Origin of the sequence: Novosphingobium fuchskuhlense, assembly GCF_001519075.1 — a bacterium.
GTDB lineage: Bacteria > Pseudomonadota > Alphaproteobacteria > Sphingomonadales > Sphingomonadaceae > Novosphingobium > Novosphingobium fuchskuhlense.
On sequence record NZ_KQ954244.1, the window covers coordinates 119,712 to 146,200 of the forward strand.

The following is a 26,489-nucleotide window of genomic DNA, read 5'->3' on the forward strand; positions in this document are numbered from 1 at the left end:
CCCGCTCTGGATCCTGAACCCACGCCAGAGAGGATCAGAAGATCAGAGCTTCGCGAAGGGCGCGTCGTCGCCAAGGTCCTCGTACCATGCCTCGACCGGGCCGGAGAGCTTCAGGGTCAGCGGATTGCCCTTGCGGTCCATGGTCTTGCCCGCCTGCACGCGCACCCAGCCCTCGGAGATGCAGTATTCCTCGACATTGCGGCGCACGGTGCCCTTGAAACGGATGCCGATGCCGCGGCGCAGCTTCTCCGCATCGAAGAAGGGGCTGCGCGGATTGATCGCGAGGTGATCGGGGGGGACGTCCGGCGCGCCAGTGACGGCAGGCGTGGCGGCGGGAGCGGCGGATTCGGGCGCTGAGGCATCTTCGGTCATGGGGGGAGCCAAATATCTTGATCCCCCCACTTGTCAATCAAGCGCCGCCATGGCAGAGGCCCGCGCCTGTCTGGCCGCTAGCCTTTGTGCGATCCGGCCATGCGGGCGCGTAGCTCAGTGGTAGAGCACACCCTTCACACGGGTGGGGTCGCAGGTTCAATCCCTGCCGCGCCCACCATAAATCCCTTTGAAATATAGGGAATTTATGGATGGCCATTTTTCTCCCTCGCAGATTTTGACCCCGTTTCGCACCCGAAAAGGGCCGGAATCGACCTCCGCTCGTACAAAACCCGTACAGCATCAGGGCTCCTTTCTCAGCTTGAGCCGCGTCTTGCGCTCGGCTTTCAACAAGCCCCGCCGCAGGGCCTGATTGATCTTGATCTCCGCATCCTCGGCATGCGTGTAGGTGTTGCGCATCAGGTTCAGGTCGGACCAACCGCCGAACGCGCCGGCTGCCTTCTCGTCGACTCTCTCGCGGACATTCATTTCCTGACCAAAGCCATGACGGCCTGCCGGATGGAACGGGATCTGTTCGATGCCGGCATCTTCGCAGGCCTTGTTCCAGAGCTTTCGCGGTCCGCCACGGTCTGCATAGCCGAAGAGCCGCAGGTTCTCCGGTTTGCGCGGCCAGTCCCGAGGATAGACCTCTGGCAAGGCCGTCAGCTCGGACAGGATTTCGTCGGGCACCCGCAGCCATCGATCACCATGCCCTTTTGCGCCGGGAATGCAGATCATGCCCTTTGCCTTGTTGATGTGCTTGCGGGGATGCATCGAAACAGCCTGACTGATCCGGGCACCGGTCACGAACATGAGCAAAGCCAATGCACCCAGGCGCGGAGGCGCATGTTCCCGGAACTTGAGCAGCCATTCCCAGCTTCCCGGGGGGTACTTCTTCCGTCCGGTGCTCTTGCGCTTATTGTCCTGCGCGACTTTCTCTTTCTGGGTGTAGCCACGCACGCGAAAGGCAATCCCGCTTTCGCTATCGTTGATGTTGTTGAGCACCGCCCTGACCGGCGTGACGACTTGGCGTGTCCAGGTGTCGGTCGAACAGTTGGGATAGAGCTTCGGGCCGAGTTCGCGGACGACCTTGGGGCTGAGCTCATGGATCGGGATCGAGCCGATCTCTTTCGTTATCGGGACAAGGTAGGCCGCTTCCTTGGGCTTGGCCTCGTACTGGAGAACGGCTTCGGCAAAGGTGATGATCTTCTCTTCCGGATCCTCACCTAGCAGGTGGATGCGGATGACCCTTTGCTCTTCCGCCCGGCACCAGTCCCAAGCGCCCGGTTCCTCAGATGCGCCAGTGCTGCATCGGTAGTACTCGGTGATCGGCGCGCCGTTGTATTCGACACGGCCGCGCGCCCACCAGACCGCGCCGCGGGGATAAGGTTCGAGGGGCATTTCTTCTGGCTTTCAATGATGTGATCGAGCTGCTCGGGCGTGATCAGCATGACCCGGCCAACCTTGTGGCAAGCGCCCCAGCGATGGGCCAATTCCCGCAAGGTGCGCGGAGAGAGGATGATCCCTTTCTCGGCAAGCAGCTCAACCCAGGCTTCGGGCGTACGCGCCCGGTCGAGAATGGGGGTAAGCGCGGTCACAGCAGAGACCCCTGCGCGTCGTCAGCGCCTTGCAAGCCCTCACTGGGTTCAGGCTCGACCATGTTTGCAACGAGGAACTCGTTGATCGCGTTCTGTGGGATCAGATACCGATTGCCCCGCTTCAGGTGCCTGATGCGGCGCTCGGCCAGCAGTTTCCGGATCGCCTTGACCGACCAGCCTGAGTGGCGGGCCATCTGGCGCGGGGTCAGGAGATCGACCGATGTATTCCTCATTGCAGAAAACTCCCGCGAACGAGCCCGATAGGGTATGAAGAGGTAACCGACTCGCCCTATGGGGTACGTTTGAACACTTTTAGGGAACGATTGTCAACATGGCGGATCTTGCTGGCATCGGCGATCGCATGGCTGCAGCGCGCGCGAAGAAGCAGGCCTCGCAGGTCAAGGCGGCCGCGATGCTCGAGATCGCCGACAAGTCCTACAAGAACTACGAGGCCGAGAAGCGGGAGCTTCCTCTCGCGGTCGCAGTCGACTTCTGCGAAGCGTTCGATGTCCAGCTCGAGTGGTTGATCTACGGCCATCAAGCCGATCGGGCAGATAGGACCGCCGGACTGGTCTCGGAAACTGTCGAAGCGGTTTTCGCGGAGGCCCAGCAACGCAAACTGACGCTGAGCCCAGCCCGCGCTGGTAGGGTAGCCGGCTACATCTACAGCAATTGCACACAGAAGGGGACAAGCCCGAAGATCGAGGCCGGCCCCATCTTCGACATGTTCGACAACGAGTAAGGGGACGATCTGAAATGAGCCAGAGACCGACGCTCGAAGCCAAAATGGCGGACCTCGCCAACAATTTCCGCTTTGGCGGCACTGCCTCGATGTTCCTCGCCGGAATAGCGTTCCTCTTCAGTCCCCGGTTCGAGGGCTGGCCGCTCGATCCATTTTCGGTGGTGTTGATCGTACTCTTCGCCATCGGAAGCACCCTGCTGTTCTGCGGCCAGCTCATGGTGCGCAAGATCGTGGGCTTCGGCACAATGGAGCCGCCGCCCATCACGATACCAAAGGCCAAGGGGTGAATTTCCGGCGACTTGACTGGCCCACCAGCAGCCTGAAGCCGTTCGGACATCCACACACATGACAATGCGACATCCGGCGCCGCACAGATCGCAGCGTCAAATGTTCTCTATAACGGCGCGCCAGCGCTCTTGGCTGAATCGTCAGTGTGGTGCAGCCACCTCGGCAGGAGACACGCAGGCCAAGCCCAGCCACGTCGGCGTCGACAAGTGACAATCCGAACAATCCCACCCGCTGCATTCGCCGAATGCTCGCTGGCGTCAGGATCCTTGACTGGTCGGGCGCTATGTTCAGGAGCCGCGCCCCCGACCGCAGCAAGCGCTGCGCCCATGTGGTTTCTGCGACGATGGCCTGCGCGCGCGTCCGATGGACCTGCAAGATACGAAAGATCGGCATGGTCCCGCTGTGGATGAGTGTCGCCATTCTCTCATAGAGCGGACCGGGATCGTGCGGAACGACTGCTGCGTGCCGAAGGTGCGCCAGAATGCGCTGGCCGACATCCGCGGACTGTCCGGTGTAGATTGGCAGGCCGGGAAAGACGCCGCCAGGATCGGGCACCGTCGGATCGATGACGACATAGTTGACGTGCGCGCCTTTCGGCACGAGCGTCAGGATATCAACGACGATAGCCTTGAACTGCGCCCTGAGGCTCTCGGAGACGAAAGGTGGTTTTCTGCGCATCTGGTGATCCTTGCCGAGTTGCTGAACTCGACCTCATCATCGCCCCCTCCCCTCTTCCTTCGTCCAATTGGTTCAGTCTCGGCATTCTCCAGATAGCTCTGTGCCATCGGTCTGGATCTGCATTTCCCTTTTGCTTACAGGTTCTTGCGTTACCCTCCATCTGGCAATGCGGCGCAGTGTGCGCCCGTTTCTTTCTGATAATTTGCCACCTTGGCAAAGCACTTGCGGAGATTGCCGAGCATTTTCTCCGCATTTTTGCGGCGAATATGGCTTGCCATGCGGAGAAAATCCCTCATATTCGCCGCAAGAGGTGCGGAGATTATGAGCTACATTCACTTGCTGCCCGACTGGCCTGGCTTCCGGTGGTCCGAAACTGGTATCACGGCTCCACTGGCAGCTGTGCGCCACCGGCAAGGCCGGCTCATCGGCCGCATGGAAAGCCTCGGCTTTGAACGCCGCAACGAAGCCATTCTCGCCACCCTGACGGATGACGTGATCAAATCTAGCGAGATCGAGGGCGAGGCACTCGATCGCGAACAGGTTCGCTCATCAATTGCACGCCGCCTGGGGATGGACATCGCTGGTACCATTCACACGGATCGCAACGTCGAAGGCGTTGTCGAGATGATGCTCGATGCCACACAGAACTTCGCCAAGCCTCTCACCGAAGGCCGCCTGTTCGATTGGCATGCCGCACTGTTCCCAACCGGCCGAAGCGGCCTGACGCGAATAACAGTGGGCGCATGGCGACTGGACACGGAGGGTCCGATGCAGGTTGTCTCGGGTCCATACGGCCGCGAGCGAGTGCATTATGAGGCCCCGGCAGCCGAACGGCTTGCCGGTGAAATGTCATCTTTCCTCGCATGGTTCGAAGATCGAAACGAATGCGACGCGGTCATCAAGGCCGCCCTCGCACACCTGTGGTATGTCACCATCCACCCGTTCGACGACGGCAATGGCCGCATCGCCAGAGCGATTGCCGACATGGCTCTGGCCCGTTCGGAAGGGAGCGCTCAACGCTTCTACTCCATGTCAGCCGAGATCCAGCAGCGCCGCAAAGGCTACTACGACATTCTGGAGAAGACCCAGAAGGGCGACCTCGATGTCACGGAATGGCTGACCTGGTTTCTCGACTGTCTGGACGGAGCCATCACCCGATCCGAGACCGAACTGCAGCATGTTCTTGAGAAGGCTCGCTTCTGGGAGGCACACCGCGAGACGTATCTCAACGATCGCCAAAGGCTGATGCTCAACAAGCTGCTCGATGGCTTCGAAGGGAAGCTGACTTCGTCGAAGTGGGCGATCATTGCCAAATGCTCACAGGATACAGCGCTGCGTGACATCGAGGCGCTGATTACATCCGGAATCCTTGAGAAGGAGCCCGCAGGTGGGCGGAGCACCAGCTATCGTCGGCCGCGATGAGCACGTCGTAATGTGGCTGGGGACTAGGCAGATCCCAGTGGCTTTGCTCGATGTGCAGGTCTGAGTGAATCCATGCGCACATGATGCGTCCATGTTGGTTGATGGCGAAATCATCTATTTGAGGCGCCAGCCTGGGTCGGCTATTTTTCTGCAGTAACGTCATTCAAGCGTTGCAAACTGCAAGAGCGCTCTCCATATAGTGCTGTATGCTCGATATTGCACTCCCAACGATTCGCTTGAGCGAGGCAGCCGAGGTCCGTTCCGGCTTTCCGTTCCGAGGGGCAATAGACTCGCTTCCTCCAGGCGACGTGATGGTGCTTCAGGTTCGAGATGTCATTGTTAACAGTTCGCCTGAGTGGCCGAACCTACTCCGCAAAGAATTGCCGAACTCACGAGCGCCTGACTTCCTACGAGGAGGCGACGTACTCATCACCACTCGAGGCCGCCGGAACGATGCTTTGGCACTCCCGCCCCCGCCCGGTGACGCAGTAGCAGCTACAAATCTGTTTGTTATCAGAATAATGGATGGCGTCCCTTTGTTGGCCGCATTCCTCGCTTGGCAAATTAATCAAAGGCCCGCGCAAGACTTTCTTATGGCTGCAGCCACTGGATCACATATCCTCAACCTTACTCGACCAGCCCTTGAAGCGCTGCCAATCGCATTACCCAACCTTGAGCAGCAACAGCGGCTAGTGGAAGTAGCTAACAGTATTGCGCAGGAACAGACCCTGCTTATCCGCCTAATCGAAAATCGTCAGCAGCAGATGGACGCGCTCGCTTCGAAATTTCTGACAGGAAAGACAATCGCATGAACGACCAGATCAAGCAGGATACGGTAAACAAGGCTGCATGGGCGGCGTGTGGCACGTTCCGGGGAACGGTCGATCCGGCTATCTACAAGGATTACATCCTTGTGATGCTGTTCCTTAAGTACGTTAGCGACGTCTGGCAGGACCACCATGACGAGTATGTTCGGCAGTATGGCAACGAACCTGCTCTTGTTGCCGAGATGATGAAGAACGAGCGCTTTGTTCTGCCTGAGGGCGCAACTTTCGCGGCTCTCTACGCACGCCGCCACGAGCCGGGCAATGGAGAGCGGATCGACAAGGCTTTGTCCGCGATCGAGGATGCGAACCTCGGCAAGCTCAATAACGTCTTTCAGGATATCAGCTTCAATGCCAACAAACTTGGTGAGGAAGCTCAGAAGAATGACCTGCTTCGCCAGCTGCTTGAGGACTTCGCCAAGCCCGAACTCGATATGCGCCCATCACGCATCGGCAACCTCGATGTGATCGGCAACGCCTACGAATATCTCATCAAGAACTTCGCTTCAGACGCAGGACGAAAGGCCGGGGAATTCTACACCCCGCCCGAAGTGTCTGAGCTGATGGCCATCCTGATGGACATGCGGGAGGGCGAAGAGGCCTGTGACCCCGCCTGCGGCTCCGGCTCGCTTCTGATGAAGTGCGGCCGCCGCGTGCAGGAAAAGTACGGCAGCAAGAAATATGCGCTGTACGGCCAGGAGTCGATTGGCAGCACCTGGGCCTTGGCCAAGATGAATATGTTCCTCCACGGCGAGGATAATCACCGCATTGAATGGGGCGACACAATTCGCAACCCCAAGCTGCTCGACGGTGACGACAAGCTCAAGCATTTCGACGTTGTGGTCGCCAACCCACCCTTCAGTCTCGACAAGTGGGGTCAGGACACCGCTGAGAGCGATAAATTCAAGCGCTTTCGCCGTGGGCTACCGCCCCGGACGAAGGGCGATTACGCCTTCATTCTGCACATGGTTGAAACGATGAAGCCGCGCACCGGCCGCATGGCGGTTGTCGTGCCGCACGGGGTGCTCTTCCGTGGCGGGGCAGAGGGCAAAATCCGGCAAAAGCTGATCGAGGAAAACTTGCTCGATTGCGTGATCGGCCTGCCGGAGAAGCTGTTTTACGGAACTGGCATTCCCGCAGCGATTCTGATCCTGCGCAAGTCGAAGCCCGACAAGGACGTATTGTTCATCGATGCGAGCCGCGAGTTCAAATCGGGCAAGAATCAGAACCAGTTGACCACTGGCCCCGACAGCAACCTCGCCAAAATCATTGCAACGGTCGAAGCCGGCCAGAGCGTGCCGAAGTATGCTCACCTCGCCACACCGGAAGAGATCAAGGCCAACGAATTCAATCTCAACATCCCGCGCTATGTCGATACCTTCGAGGAGGAGGCCGAAATCGATCTGGTGGCAATCCGCACCGAGCGGCTGAGGCTGAAGGAAGAGTTGGCGGCCCTTGAGGTGAAGATGGACGGCTACCTGAAGGAGCTTGGCTTCTGATGGCTGGCGAGATCATCCTCTACACCACCGAGGACGGGATTGGGCAGGTTGGCCTGAAAGCAGTGGACGGCGATGTCTGGCTGACCCAGGCTCAAATGGCGACGCTGTTTCAAACGTCGATCCCGAATATCAACCAGCATATCAAGGCGATCCTAGCCGATGGAGAGCAGCCAGAGGCAACTCTTAAGCCGTACTTAATAGTTCAACCTGAGGGTGACCGCATGGTTGAGCGCAAAGTGACGCACTACAACCTTCCCATGATCATGGCGGTCGGCTTTCGAGTGCGATCGGCGCGCGGCATCCAGTTCCGCCAGTGGGCTGCTGCACAACTCAGCGAATATCTGGTCAAGGGCTTCGTCATGGATGACGCCCGCCTCAAGGAACCAGGCGGCGATCCCTACTTCGACGAGCTACTCGAGCGCATTCGCGACATCAGGGCCAGCGAGAAGCGGTTCTATCAGCAGGTTCGTGACGTGTTTGCCGCCACCAGCTCCGACTATGACGCCAAGTCGGACACCGCGAGCACGTTTTTCAAGACCATCCAGAACAAGATGCTTTACGCGGTCACCGGCAAGACGGCTGCCGAGCTGATCGTCGATCGCGCTGATCCGGCAGCACCCAACATGCAGCTCACTTCATGGAAAGGCAGCCGCGTCCGCAAGGGCGACGTGACGATTTCCAAGAATTACTTGACCGAAGCCGAAGTTCGAGAGCTCAACCGGCTGACCACGATGTTCCTCGATTTTGCCCAGGATCGTGCAGAGCGCCGGAAGCAGACGCTCATGGCCGAATGGATCGAGCAGACAGACCGTTTCCTGACCTTCAACGAGCGCGAAGTGCTGATCGGCAAGGGCAACATGTCACACGAAGCGATGGAGACGATTGTTGGCAAGCGCTACGCAACGTTCGATGCCAAGCGCCGTGAGGCCGAACGCCTGACGGCCGAGCAGGATGACGCGGCCGAGACACTCAAGGTGATCGAAGGCGTCAGCAAGCGGATCCGCAAGCGCAAAGGGGATCAAATATGACCCCCACAGGCTGGACCGAAACCCGCTTTGGCAATGCCTTTGTGAAGCGCACCGAGCGCGGCAGAGCTGGGCTACCGACCATGTCGGTAACGATCAGCGATGGCTTGGTTTTCCGAGATTCCATCGACAGAAAGATGGATACGAACCTTCTCGCGGAAGAGCATCTGCTCGTGCGGAAGGGCGACATTGCCTACAACATGATGCGCATGTGGCAGGGAGCTTCCGGCCTTGCCGAAGCTGATGCTCTGGTAAGTCCCGCCTATGTGGTCTTGCGACCAACAGCAACCATCGACCCGCTGTTCGCGGCATACCTTTTCAAGCATCCGCGGACGATCTACCTTTTTTGGGCCTATTCCTATGGCCTGACGGAAGACCGCCTCAGGCTCTATTTTGATGATTTCTCACTTATACCTATCTGCCTTCCCCCTATCTCCGAGCAACGCAAGATCGCCGAGATTTTGTTCACTTGGGATCGCGCGATCGAGAAAGTCCAGGAGCTGATTGCTAACGCGCGGGCCAAGAAGCTGGCACTGAGCCAGCGGATCCTCCCAATTAACGGCCAAACACCCAAAGCACGCCTTGCTGGCTTCTCAGGCGAATGGGCCAAAACCACGCTTGGCAGTCGCGGAGGATTCCGCAAAGGCAAAGGCGTCGCGCGCTCTGATGCCAAAGCTCAAGGCATCCCATGCGTCCGCTACGGTGAGATCTACACTCATCACAATGATGTAGTTCATACGTTCAACTCATTCATCGACGAAGCATCCGCTTTGCAGAGCGAGCCCCTCAGGCCAGGCGATATTCTGTTCGCATGCTCAGGCGAGACTGCCGAAGAAATCGGAAAGTGTGTTGCCTTCATAGGCAGACATGAAGCCTACGCCGGTGGTGACATTATCATATTCAACCCCGAACAGGATGACCCTGTTTTCCTCGCATATTTGCTAAACTCATCCCCGGTTGCCCTCCAGAAGGCTCAGTTTGGCCAAGGCAACTCGGTGGTTCACATCAGCGCGACAAACTTGGCCAAGCTAAAAATCGCAGTCCCTACGAGGGAGGAGCAAACGGCAATTGGCGAACTTTTCTTGGCGGCTGATCGGAGCATTTTGTCACTGACAGCCCAACTCGCCTCGCTCCGGGAGGAAAAATCGGCGCTGATGCAGCAACTCCTCACTGGCAAGCGGCGAGTGAAGATTGGTGGAGACTTTGCATGACGAAGACTCGCTCGTTTTCCATCTTCCTTTTGAAGGATGGCGTAGATGCAACGAACGCATTGAAAGATGATCACGCGCTTGAAGAGGGCATAGCGAGCGAAAACCTTCCCGAAGGCGCCGTTCTATACGTTTTGGATAACGAGCCCCGCCCACCGTGGTGGCGGGCATACTTCGGTGTCCAAAAGGACCTGAATCAGGTTTCAAAAGGTGCGCTTGTGTTTCTGCAGGCGTCGGGCCGCTGGTTCGCATTGTCGTTTGGCCATGTTTTCCATAACCTCAAAGACAGCAGTTACGAATATGACTTCGGCTTGCGGGTCACTCTCAACTGCGTAGATCCGGCAAAACTGCGCAGCACGGATGTCTTGGAGCCGAGCGGGGCAAAGCGGCAGAGGACGCAATTGCCCACCGCCGGTGACCTTACCTTTTTCGATGTCGATGCGGATAGTACAATCCTAAAGAGCCTCACCGGCAAGGTGAAGGACGAGCATCAGGATTTGTTCAAAAGTGCGACCGGCTCCAGCAACATCCGGATTTCATCAGCGATCGAGCCCGCCGGCCTGGTTGGGTTGTGCGAGCAGCTCCTCAACCTCTACAACGATGACACCTACAAAACTGCGTTCCCTGACATTCAAAATATTGCGCCTGTCCGCGACCCAAGTGTGATCGCGCAGCTCAACGGTCAGTTGCTGGTAGCCTTCCAAGCAAGGGATGAAGCACTGGCTTTGTCCGTGCCAGATATTGTTGATTTCGGTGACGGGCTCTGGGGCACGTTCACGGGCGCCAACAGGGGGGATGTGTACGACGACATCTTCATGCATCGCTATTACGAGTATCTCGATGCCGCTGGTGCCGACCTCAATGCGTTTGGAATCGATGACCTAAAGCGGCACCAGCTTGTATTGACGAATGAAGATGGCAGCGTGGTTCGAGATCGACATTCGATTTACAAGAGCCTGATCTACGATACGGCGCTGAACGGCGGTGCTGATAACTACCACTTCTGCGAAGGTAATTGGTACCTGGTTGATAGCGGCTACGTGAACCGGCTGCGGACATATCTCGATCCGCTTTGCAAAGACACGACGCTCCCCGACTTCAGCCACGATGACGAGGGCGCTTACAACGTTGCTGCATCGGCGGCGGCGGCAGGGCGAGTTTGTCTCGACAAAACCAATATTTCGATCGCTGGCCAAAAGCAGATCGAGCCTTGCGATATCTACGAAGTCGTTGGTGGCCAGGCCGTCCTGCACTGCGTGAAGATCTCGACGCTATCAGGGCAACTTAGCCACCTGTTTAATCAGGGGACCAACTCGGTGAATCTCATGCGTTCTGAGCAGCAAGCTTTGGAAAACATGAAAGAGCTCGTTGGCGCGGGTCGCCCCGATCCAGAACGGGAGGCGCTTGTTGCTCCACTCGCGAACAACAAATTTCGCGTCGTCTTCGGCATTGTGACACACAAGGACAAAGCCGACCGTTCAAATAACCTGCCCTTGTTTTCTCGCATCAGCCTCATGCGGTGCATGAAGGAATTGCGGAGAATGGGCGTAGACGCTGAGTATTGCTTCATCCCCGACACCTCCCCGGCGACCGCAGGTAAGGCGCGCAAGCGGAAGAAGAAGGCCGCCGAGCCGGAAGCGGGTGGAGAATGACCCCCAACACAGACGAGCTTTCAACGTCTCACATCCCGGCGCTTGCTACGTTGTGTGCGCTAGGCTGGCGGTTCCTAGCCCCCGCTGACTGCTTGGAGCAGCGTGGTGGCGAAGGCGGTGCATTGCTTCGCTCGGATCTGATCGCGCATCTCTCTCGTCACCGCTTTGACCATCGGGGAGCGCTGCACCCGCTATCGACCAACTCTATCGATTTCATCGTTCGAACACTGTCGGCACCGCCCCTGCAAGATGGGCTGCTCGCGGCGAACCAGCGCGTCTACGAATGGCTGACGCTGGGCATCACAGTCACCGAATTCGTTGATGGCAAGAAGCTCTCAATCACGGTTCCGCTTATCAATTGGCAGAATGTGGAAGCAAACCGCTTCGTGGTGACGGAGGAGCTTGCCTTCACCACTAGCGACGGCACCCGCACACGCCGGCCGGACATAGTCGGCTTCGTGAACGGCATCCCCATGATTGTCATCGAGGCCAAGCGTCCTGTTAGCGGCGGATCACAGCGGATGGTCGAAGAGGGCATCAGCCAGACGATCCGCAACCAGAAGGCGGATGAAATCCCGCAGCTGTTCGCCTTTGCCCAACTTCTCTTTGCTGTGTCGGGCTCTGATGGGCGCTATGGCACGACCGGAACGCCACGGAAGTTCTGGGCTTCCTGGCGCGACGAAGAGTTCGATGAAGCGCATTTTCTGGCCGTCAAAAACGGCACAGCCGCCGAGGATCGAAAGAGCCTGCTGACTAACCGTGTACGCGATGTTCGCGACGGGCTATCGCACCGCTGGTCTTCCGCGATGGCGGTAAACGAGCAAGATCGCCTGTTGATCGGTCTGGCGACCCCGGCCCGACTCCTGGAATTTGTGCGCTTCTTCATGTTCTTCGACCGCAAGGTTGGGAAGATCGCGGCGCGTCACCAACAGATGTTCGGCATCCGTAAGCTTATCGCCGAAATCTCGAAGGTGCGGCCTTCGGACCATCCCAAGGGGCCTGGACGCGAAGGCGGCACGATCTGGCACACTACTGGATCAGGCAAGAGCTTCACTATGGTGCTGCTCTGCAAGGCACTGTTGCTCCATTCGGATCTTGCCGAATGCCGGGTCATCGTTGTTACCGACCGGACCGATCTTGAAAAGCAACTAGCAGGCAACTTCTTGACCGCCGGAGCCTTCGGAACATCGCTCTCCGACAAAGAAGGCGGTCGATCCAAAGCGAATTCCGGCCGCGACTTGGCTAAGCGGATCGGAAAGGGCACTGACCGGATAATCTTCACCATCATCAATAAGTTCGCCAGCGCCAGCAAACTTCCCGAATGCCGCAATGACAGCCCCAATATGATCGTGTTGGTCGATGAAGGACACCGCAGCCAGGGCGGTGAAAATCATGAGCGGATGAAGAAGGCTCTACCCCAGGCAAGCTATGTCGCGTTCACCGGCACGCCGCTGTTGAAGGGCGAAAAGACCGAGGGCCGGTTCGGCAAGATCATCCACGCCTACACAATGCGCGACGCCATCGACGATGGCACCGTCACCCCGCTACTCTATGAAGAGCGCAAGCCAGTGCTCGACATCAACGAGCGCGCTATCGACAGTTGGTTCGATGTCATAACGCGCGGTCTGACAGAGGAGCAAAAGACCGATCTCAAGAAGAAGTACGCCAGCAGGGGCCAGGTCTATGGCGCAGAAGGGCGAATCCGGCGCATCGCCTGGGATATCGCCACCCATTTCCGAACCAATTTTAAAAATCTCAAACTCGGCTTGAAGGGGCAAATTGCCACCGACAGCAAACTTTCCGCGATCCGTTATAAAAAGGCGCTCGACGAGACCGGGCTGGTATCCAGTGCTGTGGTCATCTCTCCGCCTGACACCCGTGAGGGACACGAAGACGTAAATGAGAGCGAACTACCCGAGGTTCAGCAGTGGTGGGCAACCAATGTCAAAGGCGACCCGGATGATAACGAAAAGCAGATCGTCGACGACTTCTCAACTGAAGGCCGGCCGGATCTGCTCATCGTCGTCGATAAACTGCTCACTGGCTTTGATGAGCCGCGCAATGCGGTTCTTTACATCGACAAACCGTTGAAAGCCCACAACCTTATCCAGGCCATTGCCCGCGTAAACCGCTTGCATGACGCCAAGCAGTTCGGCTTTCTCGTCGACTACCGCGGCATCCTGAAGGAGTTGGATACTGCCATCGGCGAATATCAGGATCTCGCTGAACGAACCCAAGGCGGGTTCGACATTGCCGACCTCGATGGGCTCTATCGCGATGTCTGCACCGAGTATAAGCGACTTCCTAGCTTGCATGATGAGCTCTGGGCAATATTTGATGGTGTTCAGAATCGAGCGGACGAAGAGCAATTCCGCCAGTTCCTTGTTCCACGATATTCCGATTTGGAGGGTGGCGAACGCTTAGACCTGAACCAAAAGCGGCGCGAAGACTTCTACGAGGCGCTGACAGCCTTCGGAATGTGCCTGAAAACCGCTTTGTCATCGCGATCGTTCTTCGAGGATGGCGCATTCAGTGAGAAACAAATCGCTGTGTACAAGCGCGATCTTCGATTTTTCTCGGCTCTGCGGCAGCAAGCAAAGCAGGATTCCTTCGAGACAATCGACTTCTCGCAGTACGAGAAGCAAATACGTAAAATGATCGATACCAACGTAATCGGTGAGGAGATTGACGCGAACGGTCAATTGCTGCCGGTTGTAGGATTGGGCGCACCTGCCGATCCAGACACCTGGAGCGAGGAGAAAACTAGAAACGAGACGGATATAATCCGCAGTCGCCTAACGCGGACCATTGAGCATGATTTAGCCGATGACCCGTACGCTCAAGCTCATTTTTCCGACCTTCTGCGCAAAGCGATTGCCGAAGCCGCCTCACTGTTTGATCATCCTAGGCATCAGTATGACCTCTTCGACGGTCTTGAGAAAGCTGTCTCAAGCGCAACCATACCAGAAATCCCACAACAGCTGGCAGATCACCCCCACGCACGCGCGTACTATGGCATTTTCCGTATGCACGACCAGGAGGCGACGCATCTCTGGGCCGACAAGCACGTAGAAGCAGCTTGCAGAATCGAGAAGTTGGTCATTTCCGCCATCGCTGAGAACTCTCTCAATCCAGCTAGTATCGAAGCCGCGATTCGTAAGGGAGTACTGCCAACGCTGTTCAATCTCTTTGGTTTGGACAAAGCAAAGCTAATGACGGATGAGATTGTCAACATAACGCGCATTGGGCTCGCCAGTGGCAAACTCGGCTGAAGTGCTGCCGGTGACGGGCAGCTTCCAATATGGTGAGAGCACAATTCCCTACCGGATCACCTTCAACAAGCGGCTCGCTGCTCGCATAAGAGTACATATTCATCCGAATGCCACGGTCGAAATAGAGTGTCCACCCGATACCAATCGGTCTCAAATCGATCTCGTAATCGCGCGACGGGCACGTTGGATTTGGCGAAATCTTTTAGAGATATGCGAAGGTCGTCAGCACGTTCTTCCTCGTGAATTTGTATCTGGTGAGACGCACTTCTATCTTGGCCGTAGGCACCAACTGAGAATCATCCCAGATAAATGTTCTCCGTCGTCAGTCCGACTAACGCGAGGCTTGCTGGAGATAAGGCTTCCCGTCGCTGATCCATCAGCGGTTCGACGTCGGCTAAACGCTTGGTATCGTCATCGAGCCGAAGTGTATTTTAGCGAACGTCTCCGCATCATTTGCGCAGAACTATCGTGGGTCGCTCAGGTTCCGCCAATGATCTTGCTCAAGATGCGAAAACAATGGGGGAACTGTTCTCCTGACGGAAAGCTAACACTCAATCCTGCACTAATTAAAGCTCCGCGCCCATGCATCGATTACGTTCTTAAACATGAACTCTGCCATTTGAATCAGCATAACCACAGTCCAAAATTCTACAGCCTACTCGACCGTTGCGCACCGAACTGGCGAGCGGAAAAGGCAGAACTGGACCGGTTGGCAGAATTGCTGCTCTCCGGCGCCTGAGAACCGGGTTATCCTGGGCTGAGTCTCATAGAGATTGGTCTCTGGGACGACGCAGAGAAGAACATCGCGTGGTAAGGCTCAAGGGCTTTTAGCCGGTCGCTCGTCCGCTGCTGGTCGATAGTTGGTCCTGTGTTGCGCGCTAGGGTGCGGGCGTCGGCCTCGGTCACACGCAGGACTAGGTAATTCGCTACCGCCTCAAAGAGCCCTCCATCAAAATCTCGCACGCCCTGTGATGCCAAGGCAAGGGCTAACCCGTATTTGCGACATTCCTTTGCCAACCGCGGGATTAACTTCAGCTTTGCTGCTCTATGCGCTTCGTCGAAGATTACAGCATGAGTAAGCCTTTGCTGAACGCCGCGTCGAAACATGTCCTTATAGATGCTATACAAGACAAATGACGAAAAGGCGCGTTGCACAATCTCATTGGTGCTGAGATGGATACGGATGAGCGTAGGTTTTCCATCTACCAATATTCCAGGAGCACTATCATCGCCATCGAAGAAACCGTAGTCGTCCAACTCCTGCAACCGAGCCAGCAGGTTCTGGTTGGGCTTTGGGCGCGATTTGAGAATATCGAGGAAGGTTCGGAACCGCGGCGGCGCAGGCCTCTCCGTTCCACGCTCATTCCAGCCTAAGTCGTCATAGCTTTGTTTGATGGCGCCTCTTAGCTCCTCAAGCTGGATTTCGCCGAGATCGGGAAAAATTGAGGCGAAGATATCACGCAGTGTTCCTGCGACGTCGATGTAAGCCATTGGTCCGGGAGCATCCACGCGGAGTGGATTGAACCCCAGGCCATCGAAGTCAATCAATCGCATGGGTCCGATCGCGTCACCAAGTTTCTCGTCGATATCGTCGTGATACGAGAAAATGACTGGCGAGATCCCAGCGCTGGTCAGCTGCTTCGAAATGTTGATCAAGGCGGTGGTTTTGCCCATGCCAGGGAGACCAACCATCATCATGTGCGGATTGCTTCGGATCGACACTGACCAGTCGACGGGCATTTGTGTTAGAGACTCACCGAGACGGATCTCAACGGGATCGGATGCCGCTTCACTATTAGCGATCCCTCCACCGGCAGTATGTTCTATGCTGCCGTCCAGTATCACGGGGCTGGCCAGGGCCTCAGCCAACTCGGCTTGCAACTTGTTGCCTTCCTCCCGTTTGTCAGGATCGCTTGCCTTCTCAGCCTCAGGCTTTTCACCTTCGCGATCTGAGACTTCGTATGGCGTCGGAATCTCGTCGGATGAGCTGTAATCCGACCCAGTTGGAACGCTTTCCACGCTCATGAGATCATCGTGGATTACGATCGTTCCAACTGCACCGCTAATCTCGTCTGGGAGCATCATCGGACCGAAAAGCCAAAGTGCGGTGTCGCTGCGCTCAGGATAAATCCGTTCCACTTGCCCCGAGCGATGCTCAGGACAGAACACGTAGCCCACGTCCGGGCTATCGATCGTGCCGGGCTTATAGTTATCCTTAAGCACCATCTGGTCAATCTCGGCATTCAGCCTCGTCAACGCCTGCGCCGACAGCCTATGCCGTCCAGCACGATCCACGTAGAAGCGGAGTAGTCTAGCGAGCTGCGCACGCCGCACAACGCGATCAAGCGGCTCAAGCCCGTCGCCGAAGAACCAGTCCATCCACCGTTCGCGTAGCTCGCTTGTCTGAGCCACCATATGCGTGAGCATGTCGGGCTGGCGAGCGGTCCTCAGGTGACGTCGGTGCTTCACCTCGACAAAGCGGAACTCCAGCGGTCCGCGAGCAGGAGCGCTCACATGGATAAAGTCAGCTCGGCGTGCACTCTCTCCTTCGCTCGCAGGCATCTGAACGATAGGTGCGTGGTCAGCAATCTCGTCGACAGGTATGAGAACGCCTTGCGCGACATTAAGCCAAGGCCCCTTCTGCTCACCGCCTGCAGCACAATGTGCATACATCAGTGCCAATGCGATTAGCTCACCTGTTCTGGTGCCGCCATCAGCAAGTCGTATCGCTAGCCTGCCGCTCAAAGCCTTCAGATTAGCGACGAGGAAGCGGCTATTCCGCTCACTACTGCTGAGCCCCATGTCGCCAAGCGCCTCATCAACGAGATCGCGCACCGCATCTAGTTTCGTCGTTGAGGTAACGAGCTGGACCGCTGTGAGATCCGCCCGTTCGGGCACGGTATCGATGACAAACCGGTCGTAAGCATCAGGGCTGTCCTGCGGAGAATCGAAGTAGTCGAGCGCAGCATTTCTGTCGAGCGTGATGACCCAATCGCTTTGAGAATGCATCCGCTCAATTTTTAGCTGGTGCTCAACTGAGAGGCGAGTTCTGAGAACTGGCCAGTCCTCGTTCGTGCCCCCGAGCGCCCGAGCCGTTGCCCTAGCGATCGCACGATCAATACGCCGAAGCCTGTCGCTTGCCGTCCGCCCCTCCGGAGCCGGCTCACCGTTTAGCTCCGGTGCAGGGTATGTCATCCACTCAAGATCCAAATCGGGGATCGGACGGCGTTCTAGAGTACGCAAAAGCCCCCAAGCTTGGAGCGGACGCACGTCGGAAATTGAGGATAGAGGTACAATTCCCAGACTGGTTTCGAACAGATCGAACGAAAGGCTGACGTGCGATGCCCGAATGCGGCTCCACGCCTGCTCGTCTTCTATCGGAGGCTCTTGGTGCTTAGCCCACCGCAAGCGAGGAACCAAGACCTCGCCTGGCCGCGAAGCGGTCTCCGCGAGCCAGCGGTCACGCGGATCAAGCACCTGGCCACCCGCACGACGACGCTGACCAACTGCTGACAGGAATTGGCCTGCACCATCAGCTTGAGGCGCATGAAACAGATCGAGAGTAAAGCAAAGCGGCGCTTCAACCTCATCGTCTTCATTGAGGCCTCTGGCCGCCAATGTCTGGCCGAGCGCCCGAGCGACTGTGAGGCCATCACCGGCTCGCCACGCCTGGATTGTCAGCAGGTCGGGCCTCTCGCCACTCGCGCCTCCATAACAATCGAGATAGTGGCCGATCTCACGCGCAATTGCGGCAGCGCTAGCTTGACCAACGGAAGGCGCAGAAGCTGTACCCGCACCTAGACAAGCCGCGAGGAGCGCTGTCGCCGCCTTCGGCTCGCTTTCGCCATCGACGGTCATAGCGATCGTATGGAAGCCGATCACATCCGCAAAAATAAATCCTGGGCCATCTTGTTGGCCCGGGAGGGCGAACGGGAAAAACGAGGAATCGATAGCCTCGACCGCCGATTGGATGTGGCCAGGCAACAGGCCTTGCTCGAACCGAGCGTGCGTGATGATCTGATCGTAGTGAGCGTGCCACGCAAAGCGAAGCGGATGGAGTGGCGTTACCAGAAGACCGATCAAGGCGCCCGACTGGGCGCGCACCTCGACTGTGCCATGTCGCGCCAACATCGGAGAGCCCGCATCGAGCGCTTTTTCCCAAGCGTTCACGTAATTGTCGGCAGCGGTCCAGCCTGGAGGTATGATTACTCCGAGCAAGCCCCCAGTCCCAAGTTCATCCGCGAGCTTTCGGCTCGCATCCCGAGCACGTTCGGTAGTTGCACTGGCGTCCGAGGGTTCAATCTCTACGAACTTTGCATCACCGACAGGAGATCCATCAGCCCTAACTACCTGAATCCAATGTCCAATTCTGCCCCCACCTCTGATCCAATCCCGCTCAATTGCTCGCAGCAGCGCGGGGCGAAAGACCTTCGCCGCCCTTGTCGAGGCATCGCCCCTCCAGGTCAGAAAACCCTTTTTGTCCTCCACAGCTCGCTCCGCCGCGGCCGGGCCGCTTACGAGCTGGTCAAAGGCTGCACGGTCTCCGATCGCGATTGCACCTTCGACGAGAGTACGGACCGTTTGGCCAGAAGAGCTCGTAAGCTCCTTGATCGTCTCTCCGAACTCGAGCGTAAACGCCTCGCTCTGTACAGCGGCCACGCTCTCCTGGCCTACTGCGGCAACCTCAATGACGGCGTCGAATTTCTCGGTGCCCTCTAGGTCTTCGAAGTCATCAACCCCGAATGTGACTTGCTGTGTGCGATGTTCGCGATGGTGCACTACCCGTTCAGCGAGCACGTCCTCCCCTGCAATGACTGACACGCGATATTCCACGCTGCCAATCACAATTTCCTCGGGGTCCGTCGTCCATCGCACGGTCAGCTTTGCGCGATCCTTCGTCGCAGCCGTTCGGTCGAGAACAAGCCGCGGTGCGCTCTCCTCGCCGTCCGATCGCGAAAGACCGGACCACTTAAGAACATTACCCTTTGCATCCCGCCACGAGGTAAGCTGCAGGCGCCGCAGTTCATCGCTAGCAAAGCCGGGCTTTATAGGCCCAAGCCATAGATTGGGCTCGCTCTCGATATGGCGTGCAGCTTCCTCGGGACTCATGCCGGCAGCTGACCGGAGCGCCTTCTCCAATGCGGGGTTACGGTCTTCGGAATCTTCGAGCTGAAGTGCCCGCACGCGTTCCGCGATGGCCCTCGTGTCGCTTACATAAAGAAGGCGATCAGCAAGCTCCGCCGAGAGATCCAGCTCACTCGTCGATGGATCATCGTCGCTCGCAATCGGCCAGAGTCCAAGCCGAGCCAGGGAACGGCCCACGTTCTGTGCCGCGCCAACATAAAAGTCGAATTTCGACCAGGGTGTGAGCCGGCGACGTCGACCAAGGCGCTCCGCGCGCCAGACGGCATTGTCGAGGACGGCGGTCCGTCCATACATCGGCTTTCGCGCGAGCTTGAGCGCCTCTTGGAAGAGTTCGGCTTCACCAATCTCGCGGCCCGCGCTGTAGATGCCATCGAGGCCTGCACCGGCGCGCAGCGGGTCGATTAAGAGCAGGGCCGCGTCGGCTTTATCCTCGCGATACTCTACTGCTTGGTCGGCAGTGATGCGCCGCTGGCCGGCTGCTTCGACAACCGCGCTTACAGTCCAGCCCGGCACGTTGAACAAGTCACTGTCGGCAAGTGCATCTATATGCTCGGACGGAAGACAGCGCAGGAACGCCACTGCGCCGGACGTCGGGGCGCCGAGGCAGTTCGTTATCGCCTGTGCCAAATGCACGACATGCTGCGGAGTCATCACGCGGTCTGGCCTTCCGCCTGAGCATCCTGTTGGGCCTGATATCGCCATTTGATCTTCTTCATCCGTTCGGCATCGTTCACGCCGGCGAGTAGACCTAGGTCCCTCAAACGACGCTCGAACATTCTCCGATTTCGCTGCAGCAACTCACTCGGCACGGCCAGATTTGGTGGAGCGCGATCAATGAAAAAGCCGTAGCGTTCGCGCAGAATTGTCAGAAAGTCGGGGTAGGAAAGCGGTCGTTCCTTCCGTCCCTTCCCGGTTTTCCGTATATGTCGATGTACGAGATACTCGATGACCGGATTCGTCATTACGAATGATAATGCATCTCCCGCGCGACCCTGACCTTTACGACGCGTTTGATGTATCGTTACTTTTCGGCGCTTTCCGAGCCCGTTCACTTCGTCAATCATCAAGGCCGACGATAGAAACTGATTCAGATACTCTTTGCCGTTGTTTGACGACGCGGTGAAAGCCGCGCTAAGCGCTTCTGCTAGAGCTCGGCCTGGATCGCCATCGGATCCTTCGTCGCCCAGCAGCAAGCGCAGTTCGCTATCGTCTGCCTCCTCTGCAGCATCACGCAGCTTCCGCAAACACCTTGAAAAATGCCGACGCGCATCCCGAGCTTCTTCATGACTCCCATTGAGCAGACTCCCGGTAAGGTTCAACCAGGCTGTTGCATCGGGTGAAGACGGTGGGCGCTTGCTGCGATCAATTTCAGATTCACTATGCACGTATTGGTCGAGCAAGCGGGCGTGCATCAGAATAGCTGGCAGGCGATTAAGCGCCTGCCGCAAGAGAAAGCCGGACTCTTCAGAGGTTGCGCGCAGGGCCGGGTCGGACCCGCTTGAACAATCGAAAAACAGCGGGAACTGCATGGCTTTGTCAGCTTCGGGAAGCACTCCGGAAGTCGCCCAGCGGTTCATGATATCGACTGATCCAGTGAGGATACTGGTGAGGCCAATCGCGATCGCCGATTCAAGCATCTGTAGAAATGCTGATCGGGGCATCGATCCGCCGCCGGCATAGCAATCGAGGAATACAAGCAGGTCGTCGCGGAAGTTACTTCCCGCGCGAACCGCGATCGGGCGCTGATTGGGAATGGGTCCAGGGTTGTTTCGCCCGACGGCCTTTGCAGGTGCCTCCCCACAACCTTGAGCCAACCGAACCGTCAGAAGCTGATCCAGTGGAAGCGGAACGCTCTCGTCGAGCTCATCAGAGCGCAGGTCGCTCTTCATTCCTGTCGTTGACGTCGCCGGGGCAAGCGCCCGCAGAAGGTCGTTGTCTTCAATGCGTGCGCCCACGCGATAACGGCCTCGGTCGGTGAACGGGTCTATCGTTTTGCCTTCTGCCTGATTGCTGAGCAAAGCCGTAACCATTTCTGGAACGCCACGGAGATGAGCTGCGCTTACGGGCAGGTCAATCCACGACGCGTAATAGTGGTTCGCGAAACAGCGCTGGATTTGCTCATTATGTGATTCCGAGTGCCGCCTGTTCTCGAGGATTGACGTGAGCAAAAAGTCCCCGAGTATCGCTCGGCCTGAGGCTGTGTCGAAACCTTCGACTGCCCCGTCTGATATCAGACGGTCCACAGTGGAAGAGATTGTAGGCGCACCATCGCCGCTGTAGGTGGCCGCGAACTTCCCCTTTCCACGTCGATTCCCCCATCGGAACAAATATAGCATCATGGGCAGGACGGCGCCGACCGAGAAGTCCTGGGGGACGAACGGAAACACTGGAGGATAGGTGCTGGTCCATATCTGCGACGTCATTTGGCTACCCAGCACAGACTCGACCACTTGGCGTGTTTCGTTGGCCATTAGGCTGCCCCGCTCGAAAGAGTGATGGTCTGTCGGCCCTGGACATTGACGACGCCGATTTGCCGCACAACGTCGCTTTCAATTGGGTTCCATGCGTTCAGACTGCGCTCGTCTTCTTGAGCCAGCCGACTTGTGAAAACACCTAGGTTGGCGAAGACATCGTCCGAGAAGGCGTCAAGAATCTGAACCCCATCCGCCAAATCCATTAGCAGGCTGTATAATTCTAACGGCACGAGGAGTTCCTCACTACCCCCGTGATTGTGGTCGTAACGCAACACAAGGAAGCGATGGAGCGTCTCAAGGCCCGAAATCGCCTGGAATCGTTCGGCAGATAGCGAAAAGCGGGAAGCCAACTTCTTAATCCAAAATGCCGTTTCCGTTGGAGTTCTCGGTTGGAGGCGAATTGGGACGCTCGCCGGATCGTGATAGGCTAGATCTGGCAGCGCCTCGAGGCGAGACAGCCCTCTGCAAAGCCGTTGCTTGATCAGGAGCTGCTCATCTTCGGAAAATAGCGGGAAAGCCCTGAACTCGTGCGCCCGGCGACCATCGCGCAGCGAAAGCGCATGATCGTCGCCGCCAACAGCCGCCACCTGATCTCGCGACCATGTGAGAAAAGCGCGACGCCTCGCATCTCGCAATGGTAACGGACGACCAACGGCATCTCGAAACCTGCGGGCCCCATGTGCAGGATCCGGCGCGCCCTTTCCGACGAGATACCGATCAATGCGGGCATGGCCTTCGAGGGCGGGGTCAAGCCTTGCGAGTTCACGCAAGAGCTCGCCTTGGCGTCCGCGGGATTCCGGATTGAACGCATGGTCTGCTGGATCATGCGGGTCTAGGTCTGGGTTGCGATGAATATCCTCACAGTCGTCTAGACCGAACAAAATGTAGCTGATCGCCGCCTTAAGTTCACGAGCGGTGATGTGGATTTCATTGCGCTGGTGAACCGTTTGAAGCGCTTCGGTCAATCGTTCGCGAAGTCGGGCGCCTTCTGCTAATACCGCCGGATCACTGCTTGCACCCATCATATCCGCTGATCGCTTCATTGAACATCTGGCCTGAGCACTGCAGGTCTGGCAAGGCGCCCAAATCTGCGCCGCCTGCTCTCCACCAACCAAAAGGCGGATTAGTTCGTCAACAAAGTGCGTCGAGATTGAGCGGCGTTCGAGATTGAGGCCACCAACCAACGAGCGATTGTTCAACTCGACGAGCCGGATATGTGAAGGCACGTCATCAGCCTGCTGGGAAAGAGCCGCCGTCAACGCACTTGTTAAGGGACGTTCGCCATGCAGCATTTCTGCGTGCTCGATCCACTCCATAAGCCGGCCATCGTTCACCGCGACAAGATGTATACTGCCGTCATGCGGCGGATTATCGAGGAACGGCCCGAATAGCTCGTCGAGCAAGTCGTCCGCCGACCGTCCCTTCCAGCTTGCCGCGCCGTCGAGATTTATCATTGCCTTTCGATCTGCGAGTCTCCCACGCCAGACGCGCTCGCTAGACTGTGGCGGCTCTCCGCCCAGCGTCTGAACGAGACGCTGCAGAAATGCCGTCTTCCCGTCCCCAGCGTTACCGCATAAAATCACTAGAGACGCGTGGCCCCCTTTTATTTCAGCCGGGAGAATTGCGTCCAATTCCGTAGGAACATACGTGTCAAACGCAAATTCGGTATCGAGCCCGCGGGTCTCGGCGTTACCGAAACGTGAACCCGGATAGCTACTGAGGATATCTTTTACCCTGGGCACTACGTTAGGCCTTAGCGCTGGCTGAACGACAGGTGCGCTTGGGAGAGCTCCAGCCAATTTGTTCGGTGACACGAGGGCTGTTCGAAGGGCAGCTAACGCCATACCCGCGTCTGCGAAACGCATGTCGATGGGGCCGGTCGCCCGATCGAGGATGGAGGTCAAAATAGGAAACGCCAATTTCTCCTCGTCCGTCCAAGCGAGGCCCGACCTATTCTCAGCAAAGGCGGGGGGGCGGTCAGTAACGGCATGAAAGAGTGAAGCGGCGAGGCTGTATATGTCGTCCCGGGCCTGGACCGGAGCGCCATTGCGACGTTCCGGCGATGCGTAGATCAACGTCCCCGAGCTGAGCGGTGTGTGTCCGATCTGACCTGAGAGATCATAGTCGATAAGCATGACGTGGGATTCATCGACGAGTATGTTTGATAGGCTGACGTCTCCGTGGACCCATCCTTGTCCATGCAGCTCAACCAGTGCCTCGCAAAGCTTCTCGAACCATTCGAGGAGCAACTGCTCGGTTGATTCCCGCCCTGTCTCTTGGGCAATGAAGTCCAGATCGCCCCGCCACGCATCCAGAGGCGAACCTTGGCTCCAACGTAGCAACGCCATGAGTTCACCCGCGTTCCATTCGCTTGAGCATTCCAAGATGTTCGAGAGGCCTGGGTGCAGAGAAAAAGTGCGCATCCGCTGATAGGCTGCAAGTGAGGTAGGACCGAATTCGGGATTGAGAACTGCTTTTCCCACAAAGGTACCGATCGGCTCTCCAGTCGCATCAACCTGCTCAAGCTTGAAAGTTCGGGCAACAGCCCCCTGTCCCAGAACAGAGACGACACGATAAGAAGATTCTTTCCATTGGAAGAGATGACCCTCATCCCATCGCGAAGGGGATACAGCTGTGACCGGCTCGGGCGTATTCGCATCCGATAAGGGTGCCTCGACACGGTCATCAAGCAGGGCGCGCAACTCGGCAATGGATGCCCTACGTGCAGGGTCGGGGTCACAACCAAGTTTCAAGATCGTGCGGACGTCCTCGTCTTCCGCATCGTTAAAGAGCTCGGCAAGCACCGCGCAAAGGCTGTAGATATCAGAACGAGGGGTGGCCGCGGCGAGCCCGCCAGAGACGACCTCCGGAGCGGCATAATCCCCTGCCTGGGTGCCGATTTGGTCTGCGCTCAGCGTCTGCGCTGGCGTCAACCGCGCCCAGCGCCAACCGGCGAACAACGGCGTGTTATCTGCGCGCACCCGTAGACTGTCTCCGTCAAGCGCACGATGGAGCAATGGGCCTCCTTCAGCCTCTAGGAAGTCCTCCAACGCCGCCAATGTGCGATTGGCGAAGTCACGTCGCTGAGCCGATGTCCATTCCTTATCGTCTCGAAGAACGGATACTGGCGTCGCCGAGCTGTCACCGACGCTGAAGAAATACATCTCCCCCGCGTAATTCGGGACCGCTTGCCAAGTGTCGACGATGCTCGGAAGATGAGGTGACTTCTGGAACCGCTGAATGACGTCAAACTCTCGCCGTGCCCGACGATCAGTCAACGTCGCCGCCTCTCCCGGGGGTGCAGCAGACAAATCGTAAGTATGAAGTAAGACGCGATCGCCGGTGCGGGGATCGCGCGCGGCGAAAATGCGCTGAAAGCGGTCCTGATCGTCGGTTAGCAACCGAAGTTCGTCAAAGCGAGCCAAGCGCTTAAGGCGTCCAGCATCTGCAAGATTGTACCGTCCTGCAAGCGCATTCGCCAGACGCATAGCATCAATCGTTCCTGGCGAGGCCGCGGCGACAACTAGGTCCACAACGTCCTTAAGCCCGTAGGCAACCACTCCCATTGAATGACGGGGTAGATGCCCGTTCTTTTTGATCGAACCGGTCTCCCGCGTTAGCAAAAACGCTGGGGCAACAAAGCCAATCCGACTATCTGCGGAGCGCAGGCTCCCGGCTATGCGTTTGGACTTGGCGATGATCAGTTCTGCTGCTGGGTCTGAGAGATCGGACCTACGCAGCGCAGAAGCGTCCCAATGCTTCACCTCAACTACGACGGCGCCGCCCGGGCCAATCACCACGATGTCAATTTCATCTGCTTGGCCGCGAAGATTCGGATGAGTTAAATTAGTAAGAACGTAGGCAGTTCCATCACCGCTCCTCTTTCTGATTTCCTGATCAACAGCGTTGAACGCTTTAAGCTCGCTCGTGTTAGCGAACGGTCCGCAGGGTACATGAATTACACGCAAGTCACCCACCCCAGTTACCAAAAAGACGCGCGTTGCTCGTTTTCATTGCCGAGACAAGCGAGGGTCTCCAGAATGACCTTCACCATGAGGATCGAGCCACAGATGAACGTTCTGAACCAACGTCAGGCGGAGCTTAAGGTAAGGGAAACGCCACTTCAACATGCATGGCAAGCTCAGAACGCTTCCGACCCTCCCCGAACCCATAGTGGGGGCGATATGCCCCTGAGGGCTCCTTCGGCACTGGCATGTTTGACTGATTCGGCGAACTGACCATCCATCCATCGCCAGATATTGCGTCTCCAGCGCATTCCTTTAGCGTCGCCGC

The 26,489-nt window shown here is 57.5% G+C and carries 18 protein-coding genes and 1 tRNA gene; 11 read left to right on the forward strand and 8 right to left on the reverse strand.

Annotation, left to right across the window (positions count from 1 at the left end; all coding sequences use genetic code 11):
- Positions 1 to 42: 42 nt before the first annotated feature.
- Positions 43 to 372 carry a DUF3297 family protein gene (locus AQZ52_RS00550; RefSeq protein ID WP_067906023.1) on the reverse strand — a complete coding sequence of 110 codons (330 nt, stop codon included), beginning with the start codon at positions 370 to 372 and terminating at the stop codon, positions 43 to 45.
- A gap of 103 nt (positions 373 to 475) precedes the next feature.
- On the opposite strand from AQZ52_RS00550, the gene AQZ52_RS00555 reads away from it, so the two are divergent.
- Positions 476 to 550 (forward strand) — tRNA-Val (locus AQZ52_RS00555).
- A 122-nt stretch (positions 551 to 672) separates the two neighbouring features.
- On the opposite strand, the gene AQZ52_RS00560 is transcribed toward AQZ52_RS00555, so the two are convergent.
- Positions 673 to 1,770, reverse strand: coding sequence for a tyrosine-type recombinase/integrase (locus AQZ52_RS00560; protein WP_067906024.1), 1,098 nt, complete (start codon positions 1,768 to 1,770; stop codon positions 673 to 675).
- A 193-nt stretch (positions 1,771 to 1,963) separates the two neighbouring features.
- Entirely contained in the window at positions 1,964 to 2,200 is a 237-nt protein-coding gene (locus AQZ52_RS00565) for a helix-turn-helix domain-containing protein (RefSeq protein WP_082697479.1), read from the reverse strand.
- A gap of 98 nt (positions 2,201 to 2,298) precedes the next feature.
- Between AQZ52_RS00565 and AQZ52_RS00570 the strand changes: the two genes are divergently transcribed.
- Complete coding sequence (locus AQZ52_RS00570; RefSeq protein ID WP_067906025.1) at positions 2,299 to 2,709, forward strand: helix-turn-helix domain-containing protein; 411 nt, start codon at positions 2,299 to 2,301, stop codon at positions 2,707 to 2,709.
- Positions 2,710 to 2,723: 14 nt separating this feature from the next.
- Positions 2,724 to 2,996 (forward strand): hypothetical protein, encoded by a 273-nt coding sequence (locus AQZ52_RS00575; RefSeq protein ID WP_156424729.1) that lies wholly within the window; start codon positions 2,724 to 2,726, stop codon positions 2,994 to 2,996.
- Here the strand turns inward: AQZ52_RS00575 and AQZ52_RS18330 are convergent.
- Positions 2,971 to 3,675 carry a hypothetical protein gene (locus tag AQZ52_RS18330; protein WP_156424730.1) on the reverse strand — a complete coding sequence of 235 codons (705 nt, stop codon included), beginning with the start codon at positions 3,673 to 3,675 and terminating at the stop codon, positions 2,971 to 2,973. The genes AQZ52_RS00575 and AQZ52_RS18330 overlap by 26 nt on opposite strands.
- Before the next feature lie 149 nt (positions 3,676 to 3,824).
- Positions 3,825 to 3,953, reverse strand: a complete 129-nt coding sequence (locus AQZ52_RS19185; protein ID WP_276203260.1) for a hypothetical protein — start codon at positions 3,951 to 3,953, stop codon at positions 3,825 to 3,827.
- A 43-nt stretch (positions 3,954 to 3,996) separates the two neighbouring features.
- On the opposite strand from AQZ52_RS19185, the gene AQZ52_RS00585 reads away from it, so the two are divergent.
- From AQZ52_RS00585 to AQZ52_RS19270, 8 genes are all read left to right on the forward strand, one after another.
- Complete coding sequence (locus tag AQZ52_RS00585; RefSeq protein WP_067906028.1) at positions 3,997 to 5,097, forward strand: Fic family protein; 1,101 nt, start codon at positions 3,997 to 3,999, stop codon at positions 5,095 to 5,097.
- A gap of 593 nt (positions 5,098 to 5,690) precedes the next feature.
- Entirely contained in the window at positions 5,691 to 5,909 is a 219-nt protein-coding gene (locus tag AQZ52_RS18335; protein ID WP_156424731.1) for a restriction endonuclease subunit S domain-containing protein, read from the forward strand.
- Complete coding sequence (locus tag AQZ52_RS00590) at positions 5,906 to 7,420, forward strand: type I restriction-modification system subunit M (protein WP_067906029.1); 1,515 nt, start codon at positions 5,906 to 5,908, stop codon at positions 7,418 to 7,420. The genes AQZ52_RS18335 and AQZ52_RS00590 overlap by 4 nt, the downstream gene beginning before the upstream one ends.
- Positions 7,420 to 8,448 carry a virulence RhuM family protein gene (locus AQZ52_RS00595; protein WP_067906030.1) on the forward strand — a complete coding sequence of 343 codons (1,029 nt, stop codon included), beginning with the start codon at positions 7,420 to 7,422 and terminating at the stop codon, positions 8,446 to 8,448. The genes AQZ52_RS00590 and AQZ52_RS00595 overlap by 1 nt, the downstream gene beginning before the upstream one ends.
- On the forward strand, positions 8,445 to 9,656 hold the full coding sequence (locus AQZ52_RS00600) for a restriction endonuclease subunit S (RefSeq protein ID WP_067906031.1): 1,212 nt from the start codon (positions 8,445 to 8,447) through the stop codon (positions 9,654 to 9,656). Before AQZ52_RS00595 ends, AQZ52_RS00600 begins: the two co-directional genes overlap by 4 nt.
- Positions 9,653 to 11,305, forward strand: a complete 1,653-nt coding sequence (locus AQZ52_RS00605; protein ID WP_067906032.1) for a DUF6119 family protein — start codon at positions 9,653 to 9,655, stop codon at positions 11,303 to 11,305. The genes AQZ52_RS00600 and AQZ52_RS00605 overlap by 4 nt, the downstream gene beginning before the upstream one ends.
- On the forward strand, positions 11,302 to 14,577 hold the full coding sequence (locus tag AQZ52_RS00610; RefSeq protein WP_067906033.1) for a type I restriction endonuclease subunit R: 3,276 nt from the start codon (positions 11,302 to 11,304) through the stop codon (positions 14,575 to 14,577). The genes AQZ52_RS00605 and AQZ52_RS00610 overlap by 4 nt, the downstream gene beginning before the upstream one ends.
- 10 nt (positions 14,578 to 14,587) lie before the next feature.
- Entirely contained in the window at positions 14,588 to 15,316 is a 729-nt protein-coding gene (locus AQZ52_RS19270) for a M48 family metallopeptidase (RefSeq protein ID WP_082697656.1), read from the forward strand.
- 8 nt (positions 15,317 to 15,324) lie between these two features.
- Here the strand turns inward: AQZ52_RS19270 and AQZ52_RS18950 are convergent, their stop codons facing one another.
- From AQZ52_RS18950 to AQZ52_RS00635, 3 genes are all read right to left on the reverse strand, one after another.
- A complete protein-coding gene (locus AQZ52_RS18950; protein ID WP_240481393.1) occupies positions 15,325 to 20,301 on the reverse strand; it encodes an ATP-binding protein in 4,977 nt (1,658 codons plus the stop codon).
- Between the two features lie 71 nt (positions 20,302 to 20,372).
- Positions 20,373 to 22,193 (reverse strand): methylation-associated defense system protein MAD7 family protein, encoded by a 1,821-nt coding sequence (locus AQZ52_RS00630; RefSeq protein WP_205626400.1) that lies wholly within the window; start codon positions 22,191 to 22,193, stop codon positions 20,373 to 20,375.
- On the reverse strand, positions 22,193 to 26,164 hold the full coding sequence (locus AQZ52_RS00635) for an NERD domain-containing protein kinase family protein (RefSeq protein WP_067909129.1): 3,972 nt from the start codon (positions 26,162 to 26,164) through the stop codon (positions 22,193 to 22,195). The genes AQZ52_RS00630 and AQZ52_RS00635 overlap by 1 nt, the downstream gene beginning before the upstream one ends.
- Positions 26,165 to 26,489: the final 325 nt, after the last annotated feature.

Excerpts from the sequence above, each read along its gene's own strand:
- AQZ52_RS00550 (WP_067906023.1), bottom strand. The coding sequence starts at position 372 with ATGACCGAAGATGCCTCAGCGCCCGAATCCGCCGCTCCCGCCGCCACG.
- AQZ52_RS00560 (WP_067906024.1), bottom strand. The coding sequence starts at position 1,770 with ATGCCCCTCGAACCTTATCCCCGCGGCGCGGTCTGGTGGGCGCGCGGC.
- AQZ52_RS00565 (WP_082697479.1), bottom strand. The coding sequence starts at position 2,200 with ATGAGGAATACATCGGTCGATCTCCTGACCCCGCGCCAGATGGCCCGC.
- AQZ52_RS00570 (WP_067906025.1), top strand. The coding sequence starts at position 2,299 with ATGGCGGATCTTGCTGGCATCGGCGATCGCATGGCTGCAGCGCGCGCG.
- AQZ52_RS00575 (WP_156424729.1), top strand. The coding sequence starts at position 2,724 with ATGAGCCAGAGACCGACGCTCGAAGCCAAAATGGCGGACCTCGCCAAC.
- AQZ52_RS18330 (WP_156424730.1), bottom strand. The coding sequence starts at position 3,675 with ATGCGCAGAAAACCACCTTTCGTCTCCGAGAGCCTCAGGGCGCAGTTC.
- AQZ52_RS19185 (WP_276203260.1), bottom strand. The coding sequence starts at position 3,953 with ATGGCAAGCCATATTCGCCGCAAAAATGCGGAGAAAATGCTCGGCAAT.
- AQZ52_RS00585 (WP_067906028.1), top strand. The coding sequence starts at position 3,997 with ATGAGCTACATTCACTTGCTGCCCGACTGGCCTGGCTTCCGGTGGTCC.
- AQZ52_RS18335 (WP_156424731.1), top strand. The coding sequence starts at position 5,691 with ATGGCTGCAGCCACTGGATCACATATCCTCAACCTTACTCGACCAGCC.
- AQZ52_RS00590 (WP_067906029.1), top strand. The coding sequence starts at position 5,906 with ATGAACGACCAGATCAAGCAGGATACGGTAAACAAGGCTGCATGGGCG.
- AQZ52_RS00595 (WP_067906030.1), top strand. The coding sequence starts at position 7,420 with ATGGCTGGCGAGATCATCCTCTACACCACCGAGGACGGGATTGGGCAG.
- AQZ52_RS00600 (WP_067906031.1), top strand. The coding sequence starts at position 8,445 with ATGACCCCCACAGGCTGGACCGAAACCCGCTTTGGCAATGCCTTTGTG.
- AQZ52_RS00605 (WP_067906032.1), top strand. The coding sequence starts at position 9,653 with ATGACGAAGACTCGCTCGTTTTCCATCTTCCTTTTGAAGGATGGCGTA.
- AQZ52_RS00610 (WP_067906033.1), top strand. The coding sequence starts at position 11,302 with ATGACCCCCAACACAGACGAGCTTTCAACGTCTCACATCCCGGCGCTT.
- AQZ52_RS00630 (WP_205626400.1), bottom strand. The coding sequence starts at position 22,193 with ATGGCCAACGAAACACGCCAAGTGGTCGAGTCTGTGCTGGGTAGCCAA.